Origin of the sequence: Campylobacter sp. RM12647 (assembly GCF_020138135.1) — a bacterium.
GTDB lineage: Bacteria > Campylobacterota > Campylobacteria > Campylobacterales > Campylobacteraceae > Campylobacter_E.
Window position 1 is genome coordinate 1 of sequence record NZ_JACGAS010000001.1, and the last position, 17,634, is coordinate 17,634.

The following is a 17,634-nucleotide window of genomic DNA, read 5'->3' on the forward strand; positions in this document are numbered from 1 at the left end:
ATTGTTTCCTGTATTATTTTCTGGATTTTCAGGAACTACATTGTCATTAGCACCATTGTTTCCTGGAATTGTAGGAATTTCGCCATTGTTAGCTTCTCCATTAATTTCAGGTGTTACTTGATTACCTTGCGCTAATAAATCATTAAGATTTGCAGCACCTAAGCCGTTGTTGTTAAAGTTAGTAATAACATTATTATCAACTTCTCTTGATAATACATCTGCATAAACTGTGCTTTCGCTACCTGATTGGTCAAACACAACATCATTTAATGTTCCAGTAGCACCAGCAGCACCAGCTTCACCAGCAGCAGTTGCGTCTAATTCTATTTCTCCATTGTTATTTACTAAGTTATTGATTAAGTTATTGATTTTATCATCAATTGCAGCTTCATTTTCAAAGCTTTCACTTGTTAAAATACTATTATCAATCTTTGCAACATTATCTCCTACAATATGTAAAACTTTGCCACTGCTAAGTTCTATATCAACACTTGTATCTTTTCCGATTGTTCTAATAGTATCATTTAGTGATACTGCATCGCCTACATTTAGTGACTTCTCACCATTAACATTAATAGCTTTAACATCGCCTATTAATTTAATAATTTTTCCAGCTTCCGCCATAATATTTCTCCTTGTTGAATTTCAAAACAAGGTTAATTTAACGAAAATATATAAATTCTATTATTGCCCTTCAGTGCAAAAAATATAATTTTTACAAAAAAAGGCAAAAAAATGCATAAAATATTAATTACAAGCTTTAGTAAAACCTAATTCGCAAGCTTTTTGAAAGAATTTTTTTGATTTAGAAGAATCTGTTTTGATATATGTCTTATCATTATCTTTTAATCCATCTTCATACATATATCCAAGTCTAGAACAAGAATAACCATCGCCAATCTTACAAGATTTTTCATAGTTTTTTATAGCTTTTTCAAAATCATTATTATGTTCTTGTAATACTGCTAAGCTAGCACAAGAATCTTTATCATCTAATTCACATCCTTGCTCATAATACATTTGAGTTTTTTCTATATTGTTTAAATATCTATAAACATCTCCTATTGACTTGCAAGCTTTATAATTTTTATTATTACACTCTTTATCGCTTAAATCAGAAAAATTAGATATTTTATTATTAACAACTTGGGTAGTTAAATACCAATTTGACACCATCTGACAACCATAATCATCGCCTAAACCACAAGCTCTTAAATAAAAATCAATTCCTTGATTAGGATTTAAATTATTAGCAAGTTCTATACAAGAATTAGCAATTCCACCATTGCAAGCTTTAAATAATTCGTCTTGTTTAAATTCTTTATATTCTTTTTTTTGTAAATAAGCATAATTATCACAAGCTTCATAAATATCATTTTTGCAAGCATTATCTAATAAATCATTAGCTTTTTTTATATCCTTATTAACACCAAGTCCTAGATAATACATTTTCCCAAGACTTCCACAAGCTTTTTTGTTATTCAAATCACAAGATTTTTTATAATATTTATAAGCATAAGAATAAGAAATCCCCGTTCCTAATCCAAATTCATTCATCTCTCCTAATCTATAGCAAGCATTAGAATTATCTTTATTGCATTCTTGTTTAAAATTAGGATAAGCTTTTTTATATTCACCTTTTTCGAACAAACTTTCATTAGCACTTAAAGATACCAAAATACCTAAAGCTAATAATATTTTTCTCATACAATCTCCTTAAAAATATCAAATAAATTAAAGTAAAAATAATATGTAAAAATCGTAAATACTAAAGAGATTAAAAGGGTTGCATTTAGGAGTATAGTTGAAAAATGATTAACGATTTATTAGCTGCAACCCTTTAAAACAAGGAATGGCGTATTATAACCACACAATTATTAAAATAATATTAAACTAAATAAAAATTTTATAAATATTTTATTTTTTATATTATTTATAAATTATTTTCTAAATCTATACTAAATAAATCATAGTTTTTCCTATAATCTTTTGTAGAAATATTAAAAAACCCTAATAAAGAACTAAATAAATTATCTTGAGATAGTTTAAAATCAAGTTTATCTTTATTGTTATACTCATAATTAGTCCATAAAATAGCCGGAATTTGAATTTGCTCTTTTGGTGCTAAATAATATGGCATTCCGTGCAAATAAAACCCATTTTCTCCTAAACTTTCTCCGTGATCACTTAGATAAAATAAAGCTTTTTTATCAGCATTATCAGTCTTTAAAACATCAATCAAACTAGCCACTATAAAATCAGTATAAAGCAAGGTGTTATCATAAGTGTTATATAAATTATCTTCGCTACATTCTTGCAATTTATTTGTATTACAAGTTGGAGTAAATTTTTCAAATTCTTTTGGATATCTAAGATAATAACTTGGCCCATGAGAACCTTGCAAATGCACTATTATTAATGTATTTTTATCTTTTTTACTTTTTAATATATTCTTAGTTTCATCAACTAACCATCCATCATAATCTTTACTTTTAATAATAGAATTAATGTCATTACAAACATTTTGACAACCACCAGAATTATTATCTATCCAACGCACATCAATAAAACGATTTAAAAGATTTAAAACATTCTCATAATTTTCACCTTTTTTAAAATCCACCCTATCATGCAATGAAAACATACAAGGTAAAGATTGAGCAGTGGCAGTCCCGCAAGATGTAAAATTACTAAAATAATTAATATTTAAATTCTTAGTATAAAAATTAGTATCGTTTTTAGTATATCCGCCTAAAGAATAATTCTTTGCCCTTGCAGTTTCTCCTACTACTAAAATAAAAGTTTTACTCTCATTATCATCTTGAATAGAAGCATCAAGCCCTATTTTTACCATCTCTTCTTTAGGAGTGAATTTTGATTTTGTTATTTTGATAGCAGAATATATTTGATGAAAAGGCACATTGTAATATCTTATGTCATCATTAGTTCTAATAAAAGGTATAAAAGTTCTAGAATTAGTAAATACTATGACAAAAATCAATATAGCACTTAAAATAATTGAAACTATTTTAGCTAGATAATAACCTTTTTTTATACTGATAAATCTTAGCAAAATTATTGGTAATACAACGCTTAATAATATAAAAAATACAAAAGATAAAGAAAATAAATCGCTCATTTCTCTTTTGTCTGTTAAAAATACATTAGCTACCATATTTCCATCAATAACTACATTGTAAGTTTTAATAAAATATATACTAAATCCAGTGCATATTATTAAAATAACAGAACAAATATAAGCCAAAATTCTAAAAAAACATAATATATTAACAACTAAAAATATCAATGCAAAATATATAATATTTACTATTGTAAAAAAATAAATATCACTTATTTTATTACTCAAAAATGTAAGCATAGAAAAATAATTCAAAGCAATTATATATGCACTTAAAACAAAATTAAATAAAATTGGATTTATCTTTAACATTTACTACCTTTTTGTATAGTTTTTATCATTATAAATAACTTAATTTAAGGAATAGTTTTGAGATTAATTTCGTGGAATGTAAATGGTTTAAGAGCAATTTGTGATAAAGATGGGTTTTCGTTTTTAGAAAAATACCCTACTGATTTTTTAGGTATTCAAGAGATAAAAGCAACACCTGATAAATTTCCAAAAGATATAAACAATTTAGGCTTTAAAGATATTAAATCAAATTCAGCAAAAAGAGCTGGATATTCTGGTGTTATGAGCTTTTTAAATTTTGAATGCGAGAGTAGATTTGCCCAATTTTTTCTTGATGATGAAGGAAGAGTTTTAGAGCATAGTTTTAAAGATATTGTTTTGTTTAATATATATTTTCCAAACGGACAAAGCGGTGATGAAAGATTAGATTATAAAATGAAATTCTATGATGATTTTTTAGAATATTTAAAAAAATTATTATTAGAAGGTAAAAAAATCATAATTTGTGGAGATGTAAATACAGCACACCGCCCAATAGATTTAACTCACCCAAAAGCTAATGAAAAAACAAGTGGATTTTTACCAATTGAGCGTGAGTGGATTGATAGATTGCTTGATGCTGGATTTGTTGATACATTTAGATATATAAACGGAGATATTCCTGAAAAATATTCGTGGTGGAGCTATCGTGCAGCTGCTAGAAATAGAAATGTTGGTTGGAGAATTGATTATTTTTTCATATCAAATAATCTTACCCCTTATTTAAAAGACGCCTTTATATTAAGCGATGTAATGGGCTCTGATCATTGTCCTGTTGGTATTGATATTGAAATCTAAAATAAATGAGTTTTTAAATTCTAACAATATTTGCGTAGTTTCTACAAACGAGCCTTATTCGGCTACTTTGTTTTATAAATTTGATGAGATTAATGAAGCATTACTTTTTATCTCATCGCCTACTTCAAGGCATATTAAATTAGATGAATTATTAAGTGCAGCAATTTATACAAACAATCCAATTAAAGGCGTTCAAATAATAGGAAAATTATTATTAGCAAATGAAACCCAAAAAAAGCTTTATTTAAATACATATAAGGCTGCTAATTTTGCACTAAATCACAAAATTTATGCACTAAAGCTAAAATATTTAAAATACACAGATAATACCCTAATGCTACCTAAAAAAACGGAGATTTTTTATGAATGAATTTATACTTGATATAAGTGCTACTTTATTTTTTAGTTTTTTACTAATTTATTTTGTAATTAAAAGGATAAAAAAATGAAAGCATTAATTATTTGTGATAGCTTTAAAGGCTCTCTTAGTTCAAAACAAGCAAACGAAGCTATCAAAAAATCTTGCGATAAATTAAATATAAACTCAATTCAACTAGCTATTTCTGATGGTGGAGAAGGTTTTTTAGAAAGTATAAATGATAAAATCAATGCTACAAAACTCTATTTAAACTTAAAAAATGCTTATGGTATTAGAGATTATAAGGGTTATTATCTTTTAAAAGAAAATAAAGCATATTTTGAAATGGCAGAATTTGCAGGATTAATCGCTCTTAATGAAAATGAAAAAAATCCTTGCAAAACTAGCACAATTTCACTAGGTATTGCTATAAAAGACGCTATTAATAATGGTGCAAATGAGTTTATAATAGGCATTGGTGGCTCGGCTACAAATGATGCTGGAATAGGAATGCTAAGTGCTTTAGGATACGAGTTTTTAGATGAATTTGAAAATATTTTAAAACCTATCGGAGAAAATCTAATAAAAATTGCAAAAATAAATGATAAAAATGTATTAAAAGAGCTTAAAAACTGCAGCTTTAAAATAGCTTGTGATGTGAAAAATCCACTATATGGAGAAAATGGTGCAGCGTATGTCTATGCAAGGCAAAAAGGTGCAAATGATGATGAAATTAAAATGCTTGATTTGGGTTTAAAAAATTTTGCAAAAGTTTGTGAAAAATATTTAGCTAAAGATTATTCACAATTTCAAGGTTGTGGTGCTGCTGGTGGGCTTGGATTTGGCTTTAAAGCATTTTTAAATGCAGAATTTGAAAGTGGATTTTCATATATTAAAAACCTTTTAAATCTTGAAGAATTGATTAAAAACTCTGATTTAATAATAACAGGAGAAGGTGCTTTTGATAATCAAAGTTTGATGGGAAAAGTAATCGGAGAAATTAATCAAATTTGTAAAATTTATGATAAAAAATTAATAATATTTTGTGGTTTAAATAATAGTGATTTTAAAAATTGCTTTTCTTTAACAAAAGCATTTTCTAATAAAACAAAAAATGAATTAATGCAAAATAGCATTGCCTATCAATGCTTAAATGAGCTTTCGTTTAATGTATTGCAAACTTTTCTTGCTAAAAAATAATTTTTAACAAGGAGATATTATGCTTAAAAAAATTATAACTCACGAGCTTTTTGCTCCAATTTTGTTGATTTTTATGACTATACTTGCTTTAGCTCTTAAAAATTCAAATCTAAACACTTATTATGAACTCATTACTAATTATAAAGCAGGTGTGATTTTTGGAGATTTAAACCTTATAAAACCACTTACTTTATGGGTAAATGATGGGCTTATGGCTATATTTTTCTTTTGGGTTGGACTAGAAGTTAAAAAAGAAATCCTAATAGGAGAATTAAGCAATATAAAAGCTGCTAGTTTGCCACTAATTGCAGCACTTGGCGGAGTAATTGTCCCTGCTATAATTTATAGTTTAATTAATATAAACGATAGCTTTGCTTTACAAGGTTTTGCAATACCGACTGCAACTGATATTGCTTTTGCTTTAGGAGTTTTATTATTACTTGGAAATAAAATTCCAAAATCTTTAACAATATTTTTACTAAGCCTTGCAATATTTGATGATGTTGCTGCAATTATTATAATCGCTTTGTTTTATACAAATGAGCTAAGTATTTTAAGTCTTAGCCTTGCTACTTGTGGTTTAGCTATTTTGCTATTATTAAATTATTTGCATATTTGTATAAAAAGCCTTTATGTGATTATTGGTGCATTTATTTGGGTTTGCGTTCTTAAAAGTGGAGTTCATGCGACTTTAGCTGGTATGGCGTGTGCGTTTTTTATACCATTAAATACTAAAGATAATAAAGAATTTTTAGAACACATAATGCACGATTTGACACCTTATATAAATTATTTTATATTGCCTTTATTTGCTTTATTTAATGCTGGAGTTTTGATTAATGGTCTTAATTTAAATGATTTTAATGCAGTATTTTTTGGAGTATTTTTAGGTCTATTTTTAGGCAAACAATTAGGTGTATTTAGCTTTTGCTTAATTGCTAGTAAATTTGGCTTTAAATTACCATCAAATAAAGTTCAATTATACGGGGTTTGCATACTAACAGGTATTGGTTTTACTATGAGCTTTTTTATAAACACTCTTGTATTTGAAAATAATCCTGAATTATTTAATAGCGCAAAATTAGCAATACTTAGTGCTTCTTTTGTATCAGCTGTATTAGGCTATATTTGGCTAAGATTTATAAGCAAATAATCATATTAACTCCTATAAAAAGGAGTTAATTTAAATTCTATTGTATTTATAATAAGCAGCACAAGCACCTTCACTACTTACCATACAACTTCCTATTGGATTATTAGGCGTGCATAAATTACCAAAAACTTTGCAATCAGTTGGCTTTGCAAGTCCTTTTAAAATCTTAGGGCATAGACAGGCTTTGTTTTCTGCTTTTGTATTTGTTTTTATATCAAATACTTTTTTTGCGTTTATATAATCATATTCATCTTTTAGCTCCAAACCGCCATTACTAATAACACCTAAGCCACGGAATTCAAAATCATCACGCCTAAAGTATTTATCAATTAATTCTTTAGCTTTTTCATTACCATTTTTACTAACTAATCTTGAATATTCATTATAAACATTATGAGTTTTATTATTAAATTGCAAACTTAGATTTAATAGCGAGTGCATTAAATCAACAGGCTCAAAACCACTTATAGCAAATGGTTTTTTATAAGTATTAGCCATATTTAAATATGCGTTTTCTCCTATTATCACGCTTACATGTGATGGGGCTAAAAAGCCATCAATATTACAATCTTTATCATTTAATAAGGCTTCAACAGGCTCAGGAACTCTTACATGATTTATATGAAAAAATACATTTTTAAGCCCCATTTCAAGCACTTTTTCAATCAAAACCGCACTCATAGGAGTAGTAGTTTCAAAACCTATTGCAAAAAATATAATCTTTTTATCTTTATTTTCATTTGCGATTTTTAATACTTCTAGTGGGCTATAAAGCGCTCTAATATCCTTGCCTTGCGCTCTTAATTTTTCTAAACTTGTATTACTAGCAGGAACTTTAATCAAATCAGCAAGCGTGCAAAAAATAGCACCTTCCATACTTGCTAAAAAAATAGCTTCATCAAGCCTACTTTTTGGCATTACACAAACAGGACAACCTGGCCCATGAATAAAGTTAATATTAGGCAAAAGAGAAGGGATTGAGTATTTTATAAGCGAATGTGTATGTCCGCCACAAATCTCCATTACATTATAAATCCTATCAAGCTTAACATTATTAATTAGTTTTTTTAAATTATTAATAATATTTGCGTCTTTATATTCTTTTATGTAATTCATAAAAACCTACTTTCAATCTCTTCGCTACCTATCTCATCTGCAATTTGCTTATATAATTCTAAGCTTTCTTTAGCAGCTGCTTCATCAATTTTTTGCATAGCAAAACCAACATGAATTAATACAAAATCTCCCACATTAACCTGCTCAGGTATCAAATCAAGGCTAACCCCACGCTTAATCCCTAAAGTATCAACCTGTGCAAAATTATTTTCATCAACACTTAAAACTTTTGATGGTATAGATAAACACATATTAACTCCTTAAAGATTTAAAATATTCACAAAGCTCGGCAATTCCTTCGCCTGTAGTGCTGCTTACGCAAAAGATTTTTACATTTGGATTTAATTTTTTTGCTTCTTGTGTGATAGTTTCTAGGCTAAAATCAAAATATTTTGCTATATCCATTTTAGTTAAAACTATCAAATCAGCTCTTTTAAACATAACAGGATATTTTGCTACTTTATCACTTCCTTCAGGACTTGATAAAAGCACAACATTTAAATTCTCGCCCAATTTATATGATGCAGGGCATACTAAGTTGCCTATATTTTCTATTACACAAAATTCTGAATTACTAATATCAAGATTTTTTAGAGCTAAATCTATCATTTTTGCGTCTAAATGACAGCTTTGACCTGTGCTTATTTGATATGCTTTAGCACCTGCTTTGATAATCCTATCAGCGTCCTTATTAGTCTCTAAATCCCCTTCAATTACGCATAATTTTAATAAATTATTTTTTATAATATACTCAAGTAGAGTGGTTTTACCACTACCAGGAGAGCTCATAAAATTAAGGCAATATAAATTAGATTTTTTAAAAAATTCTTGATTGATTTTTGCTTGATTTTCGTTTTCAGCCATAATTTTTGCTTTTGCTTCAATGATTACTTTCATTACCTACTCCTTAAATTTTTCACATTTTACTAAGTAAAAGTATTTACAATGGCAACAAAAATCATTTTATAAATAATAGACCAAATTCCAAGTAAAAAATTTAATACTAATATTTAAATTAATTAAAACTTAATTTTTAAAATTAATTTAAATATTTAACTTTTAAATATAAAATTTATCAATTTTTTTTAATTAAAGGATAAAAAATGGATATTCTTATGAATTTACCTAATTCTTTACAATTTGCTATACAACTAGCTATTGTATGTATTTGCCTATTTTATGGCTCAAAAAAAGGTGGAATTACTCTTGGAATGTTAGGTGGCGTTGGGCTTATTGTGATGATTTTTGGCTTTGGTGTAAAACCAGGAAAACCAGCAATTGATGTTATGCTAACTATTTTAGCAGTTGTTGTAGCTAGTGCAACACTTCAAACCAGTGGTGGTCTTGATGTAATGCTTCAAATAGCTGAAAAAATTCTTAGAAAAAATCCAAAATATATTAGTATTTTAGCTCCAATTACAACTTGCACCCTAACAATTCTTTGTGGCACAGGGCATGTTGTTTATACAATTTTACCTATTGTATATGACATAGCTATTAAAAACAATATTAGACCTGAAAGACCGATGGCAGCAAGTAGTGTTTCAGCACAACTTGGAATAATTGCTAGCCCAGTATCAGTGGCTGTAGTAACTCTAACAGCATTTATTATTAATAGCAATCATCACTTAGCAGGATTTGATGGATATTTGGACTTACTTAAAATTACAATACCATCAACTTATTTAGGAGTGCTTTGCGTTGGAATATTTAGCTGGTTTAGAGGTAAAGATTTAGATAAAGATAGCGAATTTCAAGAAAAAATTAAAGATGAAGAATTTAAAAAATATGTTTATGGTGGTGGGTGCAAATCATTAATAGGTGAAAAATTACCTAATAGTGCTTGGTTATCAATGTGGATATTTTTAGGCGCTATTGCCTTAGTTGCTGTTTTAGGATATTTTTCAAATCTACGACCTGCATTTAACACAAAAGTTGATTCAGCAAGTATTTTAATCGTAGATAACAATGCTAAAACAATAAAAGAAATACCTATTAAGAATTCAAATCTCATAATTACTTATAATGAATTAAATAAAACTATTAAAGATGGTAAAGTAAAAAGCACGAAAGAAAATATAAAAGCAATTAGCATTGATAATAATCTACAAATAACACAAGAAAATAACTATGTAATTATTAATAATGAAAAATTTGAAAATGCAAAAATTATTTTTAGCGATAAAAAAGAACAAGCAAAACCTTTAGGAATGGTTGAAGTAATTCAAATTTTTATGCTTTTGGCAGGTTCATTAATAATAATCTTTACAAAAACTAATGCAAATAATATTTCAAAAAGTGAGATATTTAAATCAGGAATGGTTGCTCTTGTGGCTGTATTTGGAATCTCTTGGATGGCTGATAGTATGGTTGCAACACATACTCAAATGATAAAAGATAGCTTAGGAAATATATTAAGCGAATATCCTTGGACTTACGCAATAGTTTTAATAATAATTTCTAAATTAGTAAATTCTCAAGCAGCTGCACTTGTAGCGTTTGTGCCACTAGCTTTAAATATAGGAGTTAATCCAGCTGTTATTTTAGCATTCGCACCAGCTTGTTATGGCTATTTTATTTTGCCAACATATCCAAGTGATTTAGCAGCTATTCAATTTGATAGAAGTGGAACAACTCGTATAGGAAGATTTGTAATAAATCATAGTTTTATTATTCCTGGTTTTATAGGTGTTATTACTTCAAGTATTTTTGGATATTTTCTTGCGAGTTTTTATGGTTACTTATAAATTTTGCCCTATTTTAGGGCAAAATTAAGATTTTAATTTTGCTAATATTTAACTAGAATTTAAAATATTATTTTCCAATAAAACTATAATTTAAAACCTAGAAACTATAATCTCAATTATCTTATCATCTTCTAATTCAAGCCTAATGCTAACACTTTTGCCCAAAAGTATTTTAGTAAAATAAAAATATTCATTTTTCATTTTAAATTCTAACTGGCTTAAAGTCTTTTGTATCTCATTATAGCTTTTGCCTTTTATATCATTATTTATATCATCTAATACACTTTTATCAAGCACAAGGCAAACTCTTTCAAGGTTACTACACTTTAAATTTGACTTTAAAATCCTTGTTATGAGCTCATTGGGTTGCTTTAAAAAATCATCATAATACCACCAAGCACAAAGCATAGCCAAAGTTAAAGCTAAGTATTTTTTAAAATAAACATTATGGTTTTTTCTAGCAGTATATAAATATACAAAGCCAAATATCGCAAATGGCACGAGATTTTTAAGAGTATCAATGCTCTTATAAACGCTTTTATCATAAAGACAAAAATTATAAATAATCTTAGCAAGGCAAACACACGATATAAAAAGCGAAATATGTCTTAAAAGTAAATAAAACTTATCTTGCAAGATTATCTTACTATCCAAATCATCTTGAGATAGTAAAAGATAAATCCTAGAAAAAAGAAAAGCAAATATAAAGCAAGGAATATAACTAAAATCTCCTATATAAAATGGTATAAAAAACAAAAACCAAGCTAGATAAAAAAGCGTATTTTTAAAAATCACATTAGCTTTTGCTAAAAACCTTTTAAAGCCATTTTGTTATCCTTAAAAGCAAAAATATTTAAATTTAAAAATCACTAAAAATAAAATTGAAATTCCTAATTTAAATTCCTTTTAAAATATCTTGAAAATACATTAAATTTTAACGGAATTTAAAATCGGAATTTCAATATTTTTTATCCTTTAATATCCTAATTATTCAGCCTTTTTATCCAAAAAATTATCAATATTTTTTGTAATATACATAAGAACATATAAAACTATCATTATAAGAATTGTTCCTGTAATTAGTGCGAATTGCTCCATTTGAAGCACAGAAAACAATACTGCATAAACACCGCCTAAAAATAGTAGCATTCCAAAGCCAAATTTTTTGCTATTTGTAAGAGCTTTTATATAAAGTGCGTTTGGTATTACGACCATTAATGTAGCGATAATATAGGCAAGTTCAAAACTAAAATATTCTGACATTGAAAGCAAAACTAAATAAAACAAAGTTAGCGAAAATCCAACAACTCCGTATTGGATATAATGAGTTGGTTTTTTGCCTAAAATTTCAAAAACATAAACCACAAATAAACTAAGCATTATAAATAATATGCCGTATTTAGCAGCTCTTATTACTTGTCTATAATGAGTAATGCCTTCGTATAGATTAATACCGATTAGATTATCATTTAGATAATGATTTGAATTATTTATAGCTTTTTGATAATTCATAGTAAATGGCATAATTTCATATTTTGCGTTAAAGCCGTTATTATCAAGATTTTTGCTAACAGGCAATGTCCCATAAAAACTAGGTTTGCTTTCTTTTGAATTAATATCTAAGGTATTCTTTTGCGCTAAAGGAAGTATCTCTATACCTTTTGAGCCCCTTAATGTGAAAGAAATTTCAAAAGGTGTATTATTTTTCAACATATTTTTATTAATTAGTGATGAAATTCCATATCTTAAATGAGAATTTTTACTATTTGTCCCTGCATTTGGTTTTAAATCAATGCTATTTAGTTTAAAAGTTGAGATATTTACTAACGATTTTGCATCTAATAAACCTAAAGATAAATAAATTTCATCAAAGTCTTGCGGTAATTTTTCATCTAAATCAGCAAAATTACCACCAATGCTAATATTTGCGTTATAAACACTAGCTTTATATATTCCTTTTTGTCTAACCTCATCTAAAATATCAATTTTTACATCAATTTGGCTTGGGATTATGATTTTTTCGTAAGGGACTTTTTGCGTAATCGTATTGCCTTCTTCATCTTTTATATTTTGTTCTTTAGTGCCATTTATTACTAGAAAAATCCCGTGTATTGTTTGCTTTTGACCCCATTCATTACCTAGAGTATCAACCATATTTTCATAAGTATCATTTCTCTCATTTATTATTCCGTTTATAAAAAACAATGGTATTTGAAGTAATATTGCAAGTAAAAATATAAAACCTACTTTTTTAGTTATTGAATTAGATGGTGTTTTAATCATTTTATTTCCTTTTAATTTTTAAAATATTTATCATATACAAAATAAGCTTAAATTACAAATACCAAACGAAATTCCTATTTTAAATTCCACTGCAAATAATTAAAATTTATATTTATTAAAATCACTAAACGATTTTTTTCGTTTATTATATTTTTCCACAAAGCTTAAATACCTAGCTTTTTTAAAAGTTCGCTTGATTTTGCTAGGTTTTTGCTAAGTGAGCTTAGAATTTCATCTACACTTCTTAGCTCTTTTTCTTCTTTTATGTTTGGATTTTTTGCACTTAAATCGTAGTTTTTAAGAGCAAGTTCGCTTTTGCTTACTAGCCATGAGTTTTCAGTGATTTTACGCTCCTTAACACAAGATAGAAAATCTTTAAAATGCTCATACTCTAAAGGCTTATTTTTAGTTAGTTTATAAGGTGGTATTAGCTCATAATAATACACCTCATCACTATCATTTAAAAACCTTTTACCAAGCGAGAAAAACAGCACATTAGTCTTCACCGCACTATAAGGCAAAAACACCCCACTAGGAAGGCTTAAAACACACTCTAAATTATACTCATTTACTAAATCTTGCTTTACACTCGTAAAGGCGTTTGAGTTTTGAAACAGCACTCCTTCAGGCACTACCACAGCACATCTGCCGTTTATCTTAAGGCTTTTTAGGATATGTTGTAAAAATAGTAGCTCAGTGGCGTTTGATTTTACTAAAAAGTTGTTTTGGATTTGCTCTTTTTCCTTGCCACCAAATGGTGGATTTGCTAGGATTATTTCATATCTATCATCTTCGCTTATATCGGTGATTTTTTTATTTAGGGTGTTTGTTTTGATGATATTTGGAGATTTTATGCCGTGCAAAATCATATTCATAACACCCATTGCATAGCTTAATGGGGTCTTTTCCTTGCCGTGCAAGGCGTCATTTTGCATAAAATCTATCTCATCATTGCTAAGGCTTGTTTTATCTCTCATCACATGCAAAAAACTCTCACACAAAAACCCACAACTACCACAGGCAGGGTCATACACACGCTCATTTGCCTTTGGGTCTATCACTTCAACGATAGCTTTTATAAGTGGTCTTGGGGTATAAAACTCCCCACTATTTCCCCCATCGCTCCCCATATCTTTTAGCAGTTTTTCATACACTAGGCTTAGTGCAAACGTATCATCATCTTTGCTAAAGCTACATTCATCAATGATATTTATGATATCTCTTAGCGTGTGTCCGCTACTTATTCTGTTGTCAATATTTTCAAAAATACCACCGATTTTATACTCAATGCTTTTAAAATCATCGTTGTTTTTAAAGCTTTTTAGATAGACAAAAAGCTCATTATTTACAAAATTAGTCAAATCATCACCGCTTAGGGCATTTTTAATATCTAGTGTGCCATCTTCTTTTTTAGGTGCTGCCCAACTACTCCACGCAAATTTGTTATCTAATATGCTTACATACTCCTTATCATCATAAAACGCCTTTTCTTCAAGCTCTTTTTCATAATCATCTAAGAATTTTAAAAATAGTATCCAGCTAATTTGCTCCGTATAATGCATAGCCCCACTGATACCATCATCACGCCTTAAAATGTCTGTTATTTGGTCTATTTTGTTTTGCATTTTTGTCCTTTACCCATCATACTTTTAAATATTTATCATCAAGTAAAAATCAAGTAGATTTATAGTAAAAGTCTATCATCATCGTAAAATTAAGTAGATTAACTTTAATAAAAGTTATCTTTTATGTTTATTAAAGATTGTTTTTCTTGAGCCTTTTTTTTCTTCGCTTGACATACTGAAAGCTGATTAAATATATATCCTTTCATCTGATTTGTTTATTACAAAATCAACTTCTAAAGATTTATTAATGTTTTTCCCATATTACATTTATACACTTCTATCACACCCACATATACCATATATCCACGAGATTTAAACTCTTTGTAGATTATATTTTCTTAATATGTGTTTTAATTTTATTTGTCTATACTTTAACATAACGTTTCTTAAGCCTATATCTTCATAATAGTATTTAAGTGGAGTGCCTATATATTTTCGCCCTTTTACATCATAACGATTTGCACTACTTATCAAAAAACAATCTTGTAAAAAATCTATATAATTTTTAATAGTTACATTGCTTATCTTTATGCCTTTACTAGCAAATGTTTTTTTTATGGTGCTAGGGTTTGCAAGTGCTCCTATATTTAAAGCCAAAATATCTAACAAGCTTTCTAGTTCATAAGTTTTGCTGATATTGGTTCTTTCAATTAAATCTTTTAAATAAACTTCCTTAAAAAGATTTTGCAAATAAGCACTTTTTTGCTCTTGTGTAGGCAGAGTCGCCACAAATGGCATTCCGCCCCATACTATTATTCATTCCAAGCTGTATTTATATCATCTTTTGTTTGCATAAATTCTTTAAAGCTAAGTGGGTATAAATATAGCTCATCTCCTCTACCACAAAACTCCGTTATAACATCGCTTGATAAAAACTTAGAATACCGCCCGTTACATACACATCAACATTATCAAAATATAAAAGCGTGTTTAAAACCTCTTCAAAGTTTTTTAAAAACTAAACTTCATCAAGCATAATATAATGCATTTTTTCATCTTTTATAAGTGATTTTATATGATTTAATAAATTAGCAGGTTCTCTTAAATACTTATAATCAAACTTATCAAGTTAAATAATGATTATATACCCAATTACAAATTAAGAAAACTTAACAAACAACATAAAAACGAAAATACGATTAAATACATATTCTAAGTTATATTAGAACTTTTACAAACTTGTAGTGTTATTTAAAAATGAGTTTATTTAGATAAATATCTGTTTTTATTTGTACTTTTCTAACTTACATTTATTAAAAATCGATGTAAGTTAGAAAAATTTTTATCATAAAATTGTCTTTTAATCATAAAGAATAAAATTCTATTTCCGAAGTTGATTTAAATAGAAAAACTCAATAAACACCATTAACTTATTATATATATAATTATAAGAATATAACTAAAATAGGAGGAATTATGTATAAGATAATTGATGGAAAACAATATAATAAACATAGTGGTATTGAGGATATTAAAATTCCAGATTGTTTTGTATATCCTAACAATAAAAATGGCTGTGGTCATGGGGAAGCAAAATTATATATAAGTGTTAATTCTTGCGAAGACATAGAGGCCTTCTTTGAAATAAAAAAAGGTATTGGTACAGTGAATTGTATAATTGAAAAAGCTGATTTATTAAACTATTTAAATGTCAATAAAAATAACTATGATAGTGGAATATACGATATTAGAAAAAAAGAAATAGAAAATATTAAAGATGAAAATTTATTTTTTACGTTATTCTTACCTAAATTGGACGGTAGTAGAGATTATATAAACTCAAAAGATGAAAATTATCATCTTATTAGAAAAGTAGCTTTAAAAAATATAGGTTCTATATCAATAGAAAAGCTTATATATATTAATAATCATCTAAACATAAGATTAGTGTATTTTCAATTAAAGGTATTAACTAAGTGATAATGTATTACGAATTTAAATTTACTATACAATACCTTTAAAGGTTTGAAATTTAGATTTTTGAATATAAGGTACTCTTGCTATTATAGTAATTGTACCCTTCTAATAAATCTAAATCATAAAATCTATTGCATAATCACTAAGTTTAGTATCCTACCATCAGTGAAATAATACTCTTTCCTAATGTTTTCCTTAAGCCACCCAGCGTTTTCTAGCTTTATATCAATATATTTTGCTCTAGTTTCGTTTTCTAACATTTAAATCCGCCAATAATTTATGAAATTTATTAGAAATATATATAAAATTATTAAAAATTACAAATATTGAAATAATTTTTATATTAATAATCTTTTAATAAATTTTGAAATACATATTCGCAGTATATGCAAAAATACTTTATGCTCTTAATGTTTTAAAATACTTAATTTCATTATCATTTTAAATACTCTAAATATTCTTTTACTATCTTTTTACTTTCAAGTGCTAATTCTTTTGGAGCTAGAATTTTTACATAAGGTATAAACCTAAACACCACGCTAAGCAATTCATCATCATAACTTATCATTGTGCTGATTATGAGCTTATCATCAGTTTTATTTATTATTTTTTGATTTGCTAGGATTTTATGGTTTAAAAAATACTCTATTTTTAAACCACTAACTTCTAAAATAGCTTCAATCCTATCACAGCTAGTAAAAAAATCATTGTCATTTTCAAGCTCTTCTAAGACCTTTTTATCATGCGAAAACTCATCTTTGCATATATTTATAGACTTTAGTTTGTATAAAGCAAATGTTTTTATGATATCATCTTCAGTAGCTAGTAGATACCATGTACTTAAATGACTTATAAGCTTATATGGTTTTAAGGTTCTTAGCTTATTATCGTAATTTACTTTTATGATTTTTTGAAAGATAATAGCCCTGCATAGGTTAGTAAAATCACTCATATTACAAACCTCACTA

General features: G+C 27.3%; 17 protein-coding genes and 1 pseudogene. 6 read left to right on the top strand and 12 right to left on the bottom strand.

Features of this window, described 5'->3' with window-relative positions:
* The 3 genes from AVBRAN12647_RS00005 to AVBRAN12647_RS00015 all read right to left on the bottom strand — a co-directional run.
* The coding region (locus AVBRAN12647_RS00005; RefSeq protein ID WP_336614475.1) for a hypothetical protein at positions 1 to 624 on the bottom strand (624 nt) is incomplete at its 3' end.
* Between the two features lie 123 nt (positions 625 to 747).
* On the bottom strand, positions 748 to 1,707 hold the full coding sequence (locus AVBRAN12647_RS00010; protein WP_214117959.1) for a tetratricopeptide repeat protein: 960 nt from the start codon (positions 1,705 to 1,707) through the stop codon (positions 748 to 750).
* Between the two features lie 226 nt (positions 1,708 to 1,933).
* Entirely contained in the window at positions 1,934 to 3,451 is a 1,518-nt protein-coding gene (locus AVBRAN12647_RS00015; RefSeq protein ID WP_336614476.1) for a phosphoethanolamine transferase, read from the bottom strand.
* 57 nt (positions 3,452 to 3,508) lie between these two features.
* On the opposite strand from AVBRAN12647_RS00015, the gene AVBRAN12647_RS00020 reads away from it, so the two are divergent.
* From AVBRAN12647_RS00020 to nhaA, 4 genes are all read left to right on the top strand, one after another.
* Positions 3,509 to 4,267: an exodeoxyribonuclease III gene (locus AVBRAN12647_RS00020; protein WP_336614477.1), complete on the top strand. Its 759-nt coding sequence runs from the start codon at positions 3,509 to 3,511 to the stop codon at positions 4,265 to 4,267.
* On the top strand, positions 4,257 to 4,637 hold the full coding sequence (locus tag AVBRAN12647_RS00025; RefSeq protein ID WP_214117956.1) for a hypothetical protein: 381 nt from the start codon (positions 4,257 to 4,259) through the stop codon (positions 4,635 to 4,637). Before AVBRAN12647_RS00020 ends, AVBRAN12647_RS00025 begins: the two co-directional genes overlap by 11 nt.
* Before the next feature lie 75 nt (positions 4,638 to 4,712).
* On the top strand, positions 4,713 to 5,825 hold the full coding sequence (locus tag AVBRAN12647_RS00030; RefSeq protein WP_336614478.1) for a glycerate kinase: 1,113 nt from the start codon (positions 4,713 to 4,715) through the stop codon (positions 5,823 to 5,825).
* Positions 5,826 to 5,844: 19 nt separating this feature from the next.
* Positions 5,845 to 6,978 (top strand): Na+/H+ antiporter NhaA, encoded by a 1,134-nt coding sequence (gene nhaA, locus AVBRAN12647_RS00035; RefSeq protein WP_214117954.1) that lies wholly within the window; start codon positions 5,845 to 5,847, stop codon positions 6,976 to 6,978.
* Between the two features lie 30 nt (positions 6,979 to 7,008).
* Here nhaA and hypD read toward each other — a convergent pair whose 3' ends face one another.
* Genes hypD through hypB form a run of 3 tightly spaced genes read right to left on the bottom strand, consistent with a single transcriptional unit; the run spans position 7,009 to position 8,991 of the window.
* Positions 7,009 to 8,094 carry a hydrogenase formation protein HypD gene (gene hypD / locus AVBRAN12647_RS00040; RefSeq protein ID WP_336614479.1) on the bottom strand — a complete coding sequence of 362 codons (1,086 nt, stop codon included), beginning with the start codon at positions 8,092 to 8,094 and terminating at the stop codon, positions 7,009 to 7,011.
* Complete coding sequence (locus tag AVBRAN12647_RS00045) at positions 8,091 to 8,345, bottom strand: HypC/HybG/HupF family hydrogenase formation chaperone (protein WP_214117952.1); 255 nt, start codon at positions 8,343 to 8,345, stop codon at positions 8,091 to 8,093. Before AVBRAN12647_RS00045 ends, hypD begins: the two co-directional genes overlap by 4 nt.
* Position 8,346: 1 nt before the next feature.
* Positions 8,347 to 8,991 carry a hydrogenase nickel incorporation protein HypB gene (gene hypB / locus AVBRAN12647_RS00050; RefSeq protein ID WP_336614480.1) on the bottom strand — a complete coding sequence of 215 codons (645 nt, stop codon included), beginning with the start codon at positions 8,989 to 8,991 and terminating at the stop codon, positions 8,347 to 8,349.
* 206 nt (positions 8,992 to 9,197) lie between these two features.
* Between hypB and AVBRAN12647_RS00055 the strand changes: the two genes are divergently transcribed.
* Positions 9,198 to 10,841 (top strand): anaerobic C4-dicarboxylate transporter, encoded by a 1,644-nt coding sequence (locus AVBRAN12647_RS00055; RefSeq protein ID WP_336614481.1) that lies wholly within the window; start codon positions 9,198 to 9,200, stop codon positions 10,839 to 10,841.
* Between the two features lie 90 nt (positions 10,842 to 10,931).
* Here AVBRAN12647_RS00055 and AVBRAN12647_RS00060 read toward each other — a convergent pair whose 3' ends face one another.
* The 4 genes from AVBRAN12647_RS00060 to AVBRAN12647_RS00075 all read right to left on the bottom strand — a co-directional run bounded on the left by AVBRAN12647_RS00060 (position 10,932) and on the right by AVBRAN12647_RS00075 (position 15,487).
* Complete coding sequence (locus tag AVBRAN12647_RS00060) at positions 10,932 to 11,636, bottom strand: hypothetical protein (protein WP_336614482.1); 705 nt, start codon at positions 11,634 to 11,636, stop codon at positions 10,932 to 10,934.
* 192 nt (positions 11,637 to 11,828) lie between these two features.
* Positions 11,829 to 13,124 carry a cell envelope integrity protein CreD gene (gene creD, locus AVBRAN12647_RS00065; protein WP_214120186.1) on the bottom strand — a complete coding sequence of 432 codons (1,296 nt, stop codon included), beginning with the start codon at positions 13,122 to 13,124 and terminating at the stop codon, positions 11,829 to 11,831.
* Positions 13,125 to 13,288: 164 nt separating this feature from the next.
* On the bottom strand, positions 13,289 to 14,749 hold the full coding sequence (locus tag AVBRAN12647_RS00070; RefSeq protein ID WP_336614483.1) for a type I restriction-modification system subunit M: 1,461 nt from the start codon (positions 14,747 to 14,749) through the stop codon (positions 13,289 to 13,291).
* Positions 14,750 to 15,061: 312 nt separating this feature from the next.
* A complete protein-coding gene (locus AVBRAN12647_RS00075) occupies positions 15,062 to 15,487 on the bottom strand; it encodes a DUF4143 domain-containing protein (protein WP_336608681.1) in 426 nt (141 codons plus the stop codon).
* Positions 15,488 to 16,165: 678 nt separating this feature from the next.
* On the opposite strand from AVBRAN12647_RS00075, the gene AVBRAN12647_RS00080 reads away from it, so the two are divergent.
* Positions 16,166 to 16,669: a hypothetical protein gene (locus AVBRAN12647_RS00080; RefSeq protein ID WP_336608680.1), complete on the top strand. Its 504-nt coding sequence runs from the start codon at positions 16,166 to 16,168 to the stop codon at positions 16,667 to 16,669.
* Between the two features lie 146 nt (positions 16,670 to 16,815).
* Here the strand turns inward: AVBRAN12647_RS00080 and AVBRAN12647_RS00085 are convergent.
* Positions 16,816 to 16,926: pseudogene (locus AVBRAN12647_RS00085) on the bottom strand (DEAD/DEAH box helicase family protein); the annotation flags it as partial.
* A gap of 176 nt (positions 16,927 to 17,102) precedes the next feature.
* On the bottom strand, positions 17,103 to 17,618 hold the full coding sequence (locus AVBRAN12647_RS00090; RefSeq protein ID WP_336614484.1) for a WYL domain-containing protein: 516 nt from the start codon (positions 17,616 to 17,618) through the stop codon (positions 17,103 to 17,105).
* Between the last annotated feature and the right edge of the window lie 16 nt (positions 17,619 to 17,634).

Excerpts from the sequence above, each read along its gene's own strand:
- AVBRAN12647_RS00010 (WP_214117959.1), bottom strand. The coding sequence starts at position 1,707 with ATGAGAAAAATATTATTAGCTTTAGGTATTTTGGTATCTTTAAGTGCT.
- AVBRAN12647_RS00015 (WP_336614476.1), bottom strand. The coding sequence starts at position 3,451 with ATGTTAAAGATAAATCCAATTTTATTTAATTTTGTTTTAAGTGCATAT.
- AVBRAN12647_RS00030 (WP_336614478.1), top strand. The coding sequence starts at position 4,713 with ATGAAAGCATTAATTATTTGTGATAGCTTTAAAGGCTCTCTTAGTTCA.
- nhaA (WP_214117954.1), top strand. The coding sequence starts at position 5,845 with ATGCTTAAAAAAATTATAACTCACGAGCTTTTTGCTCCAATTTTGTTG.
- hypD (WP_336614479.1), bottom strand. The coding sequence starts at position 8,094 with ATGAATTACATAAAAGAATATAAAGACGCAAATATTATTAATAATTTA.
- AVBRAN12647_RS00045 (WP_214117952.1), bottom strand. The coding sequence starts at position 8,345 with ATGTGTTTATCTATACCATCAAAAGTTTTAAGTGTTGATGAAAATAAT.
- hypB (WP_336614480.1), bottom strand. The coding sequence starts at position 8,991 with ATGAAAGTAATCATTGAAGCAAAAGCAAAAATTATGGCTGAAAACGAA.
- AVBRAN12647_RS00055 (WP_336614481.1), top strand. The coding sequence starts at position 9,198 with ATGGATATTCTTATGAATTTACCTAATTCTTTACAATTTGCTATACAA.
- creD (WP_214120186.1), bottom strand. The coding sequence starts at position 13,124 with ATGATTAAAACACCATCTAATTCAATAACTAAAAAAGTAGGTTTTATA.
- AVBRAN12647_RS00070 (WP_336614483.1), bottom strand. The coding sequence starts at position 14,749 with ATGCAAAACAAAATAGACCAAATAACAGACATTTTAAGGCGTGATGAT.
- AVBRAN12647_RS00075 (WP_336608681.1), bottom strand. The coding sequence starts at position 15,487 with ATGCCATTTGTGGCGACTCTGCCTACACAAGAGCAAAAAAGTGCTTAT.
- AVBRAN12647_RS00080 (WP_336608680.1), top strand. The coding sequence starts at position 16,166 with ATGTATAAGATAATTGATGGAAAACAATATAATAAACATAGTGGTATT.
- AVBRAN12647_RS00090 (WP_336614484.1), bottom strand. The coding sequence starts at position 17,618 with ATGAGTGATTTTACTAACCTATGCAGGGCTATTATCTTTCAAAAAATC.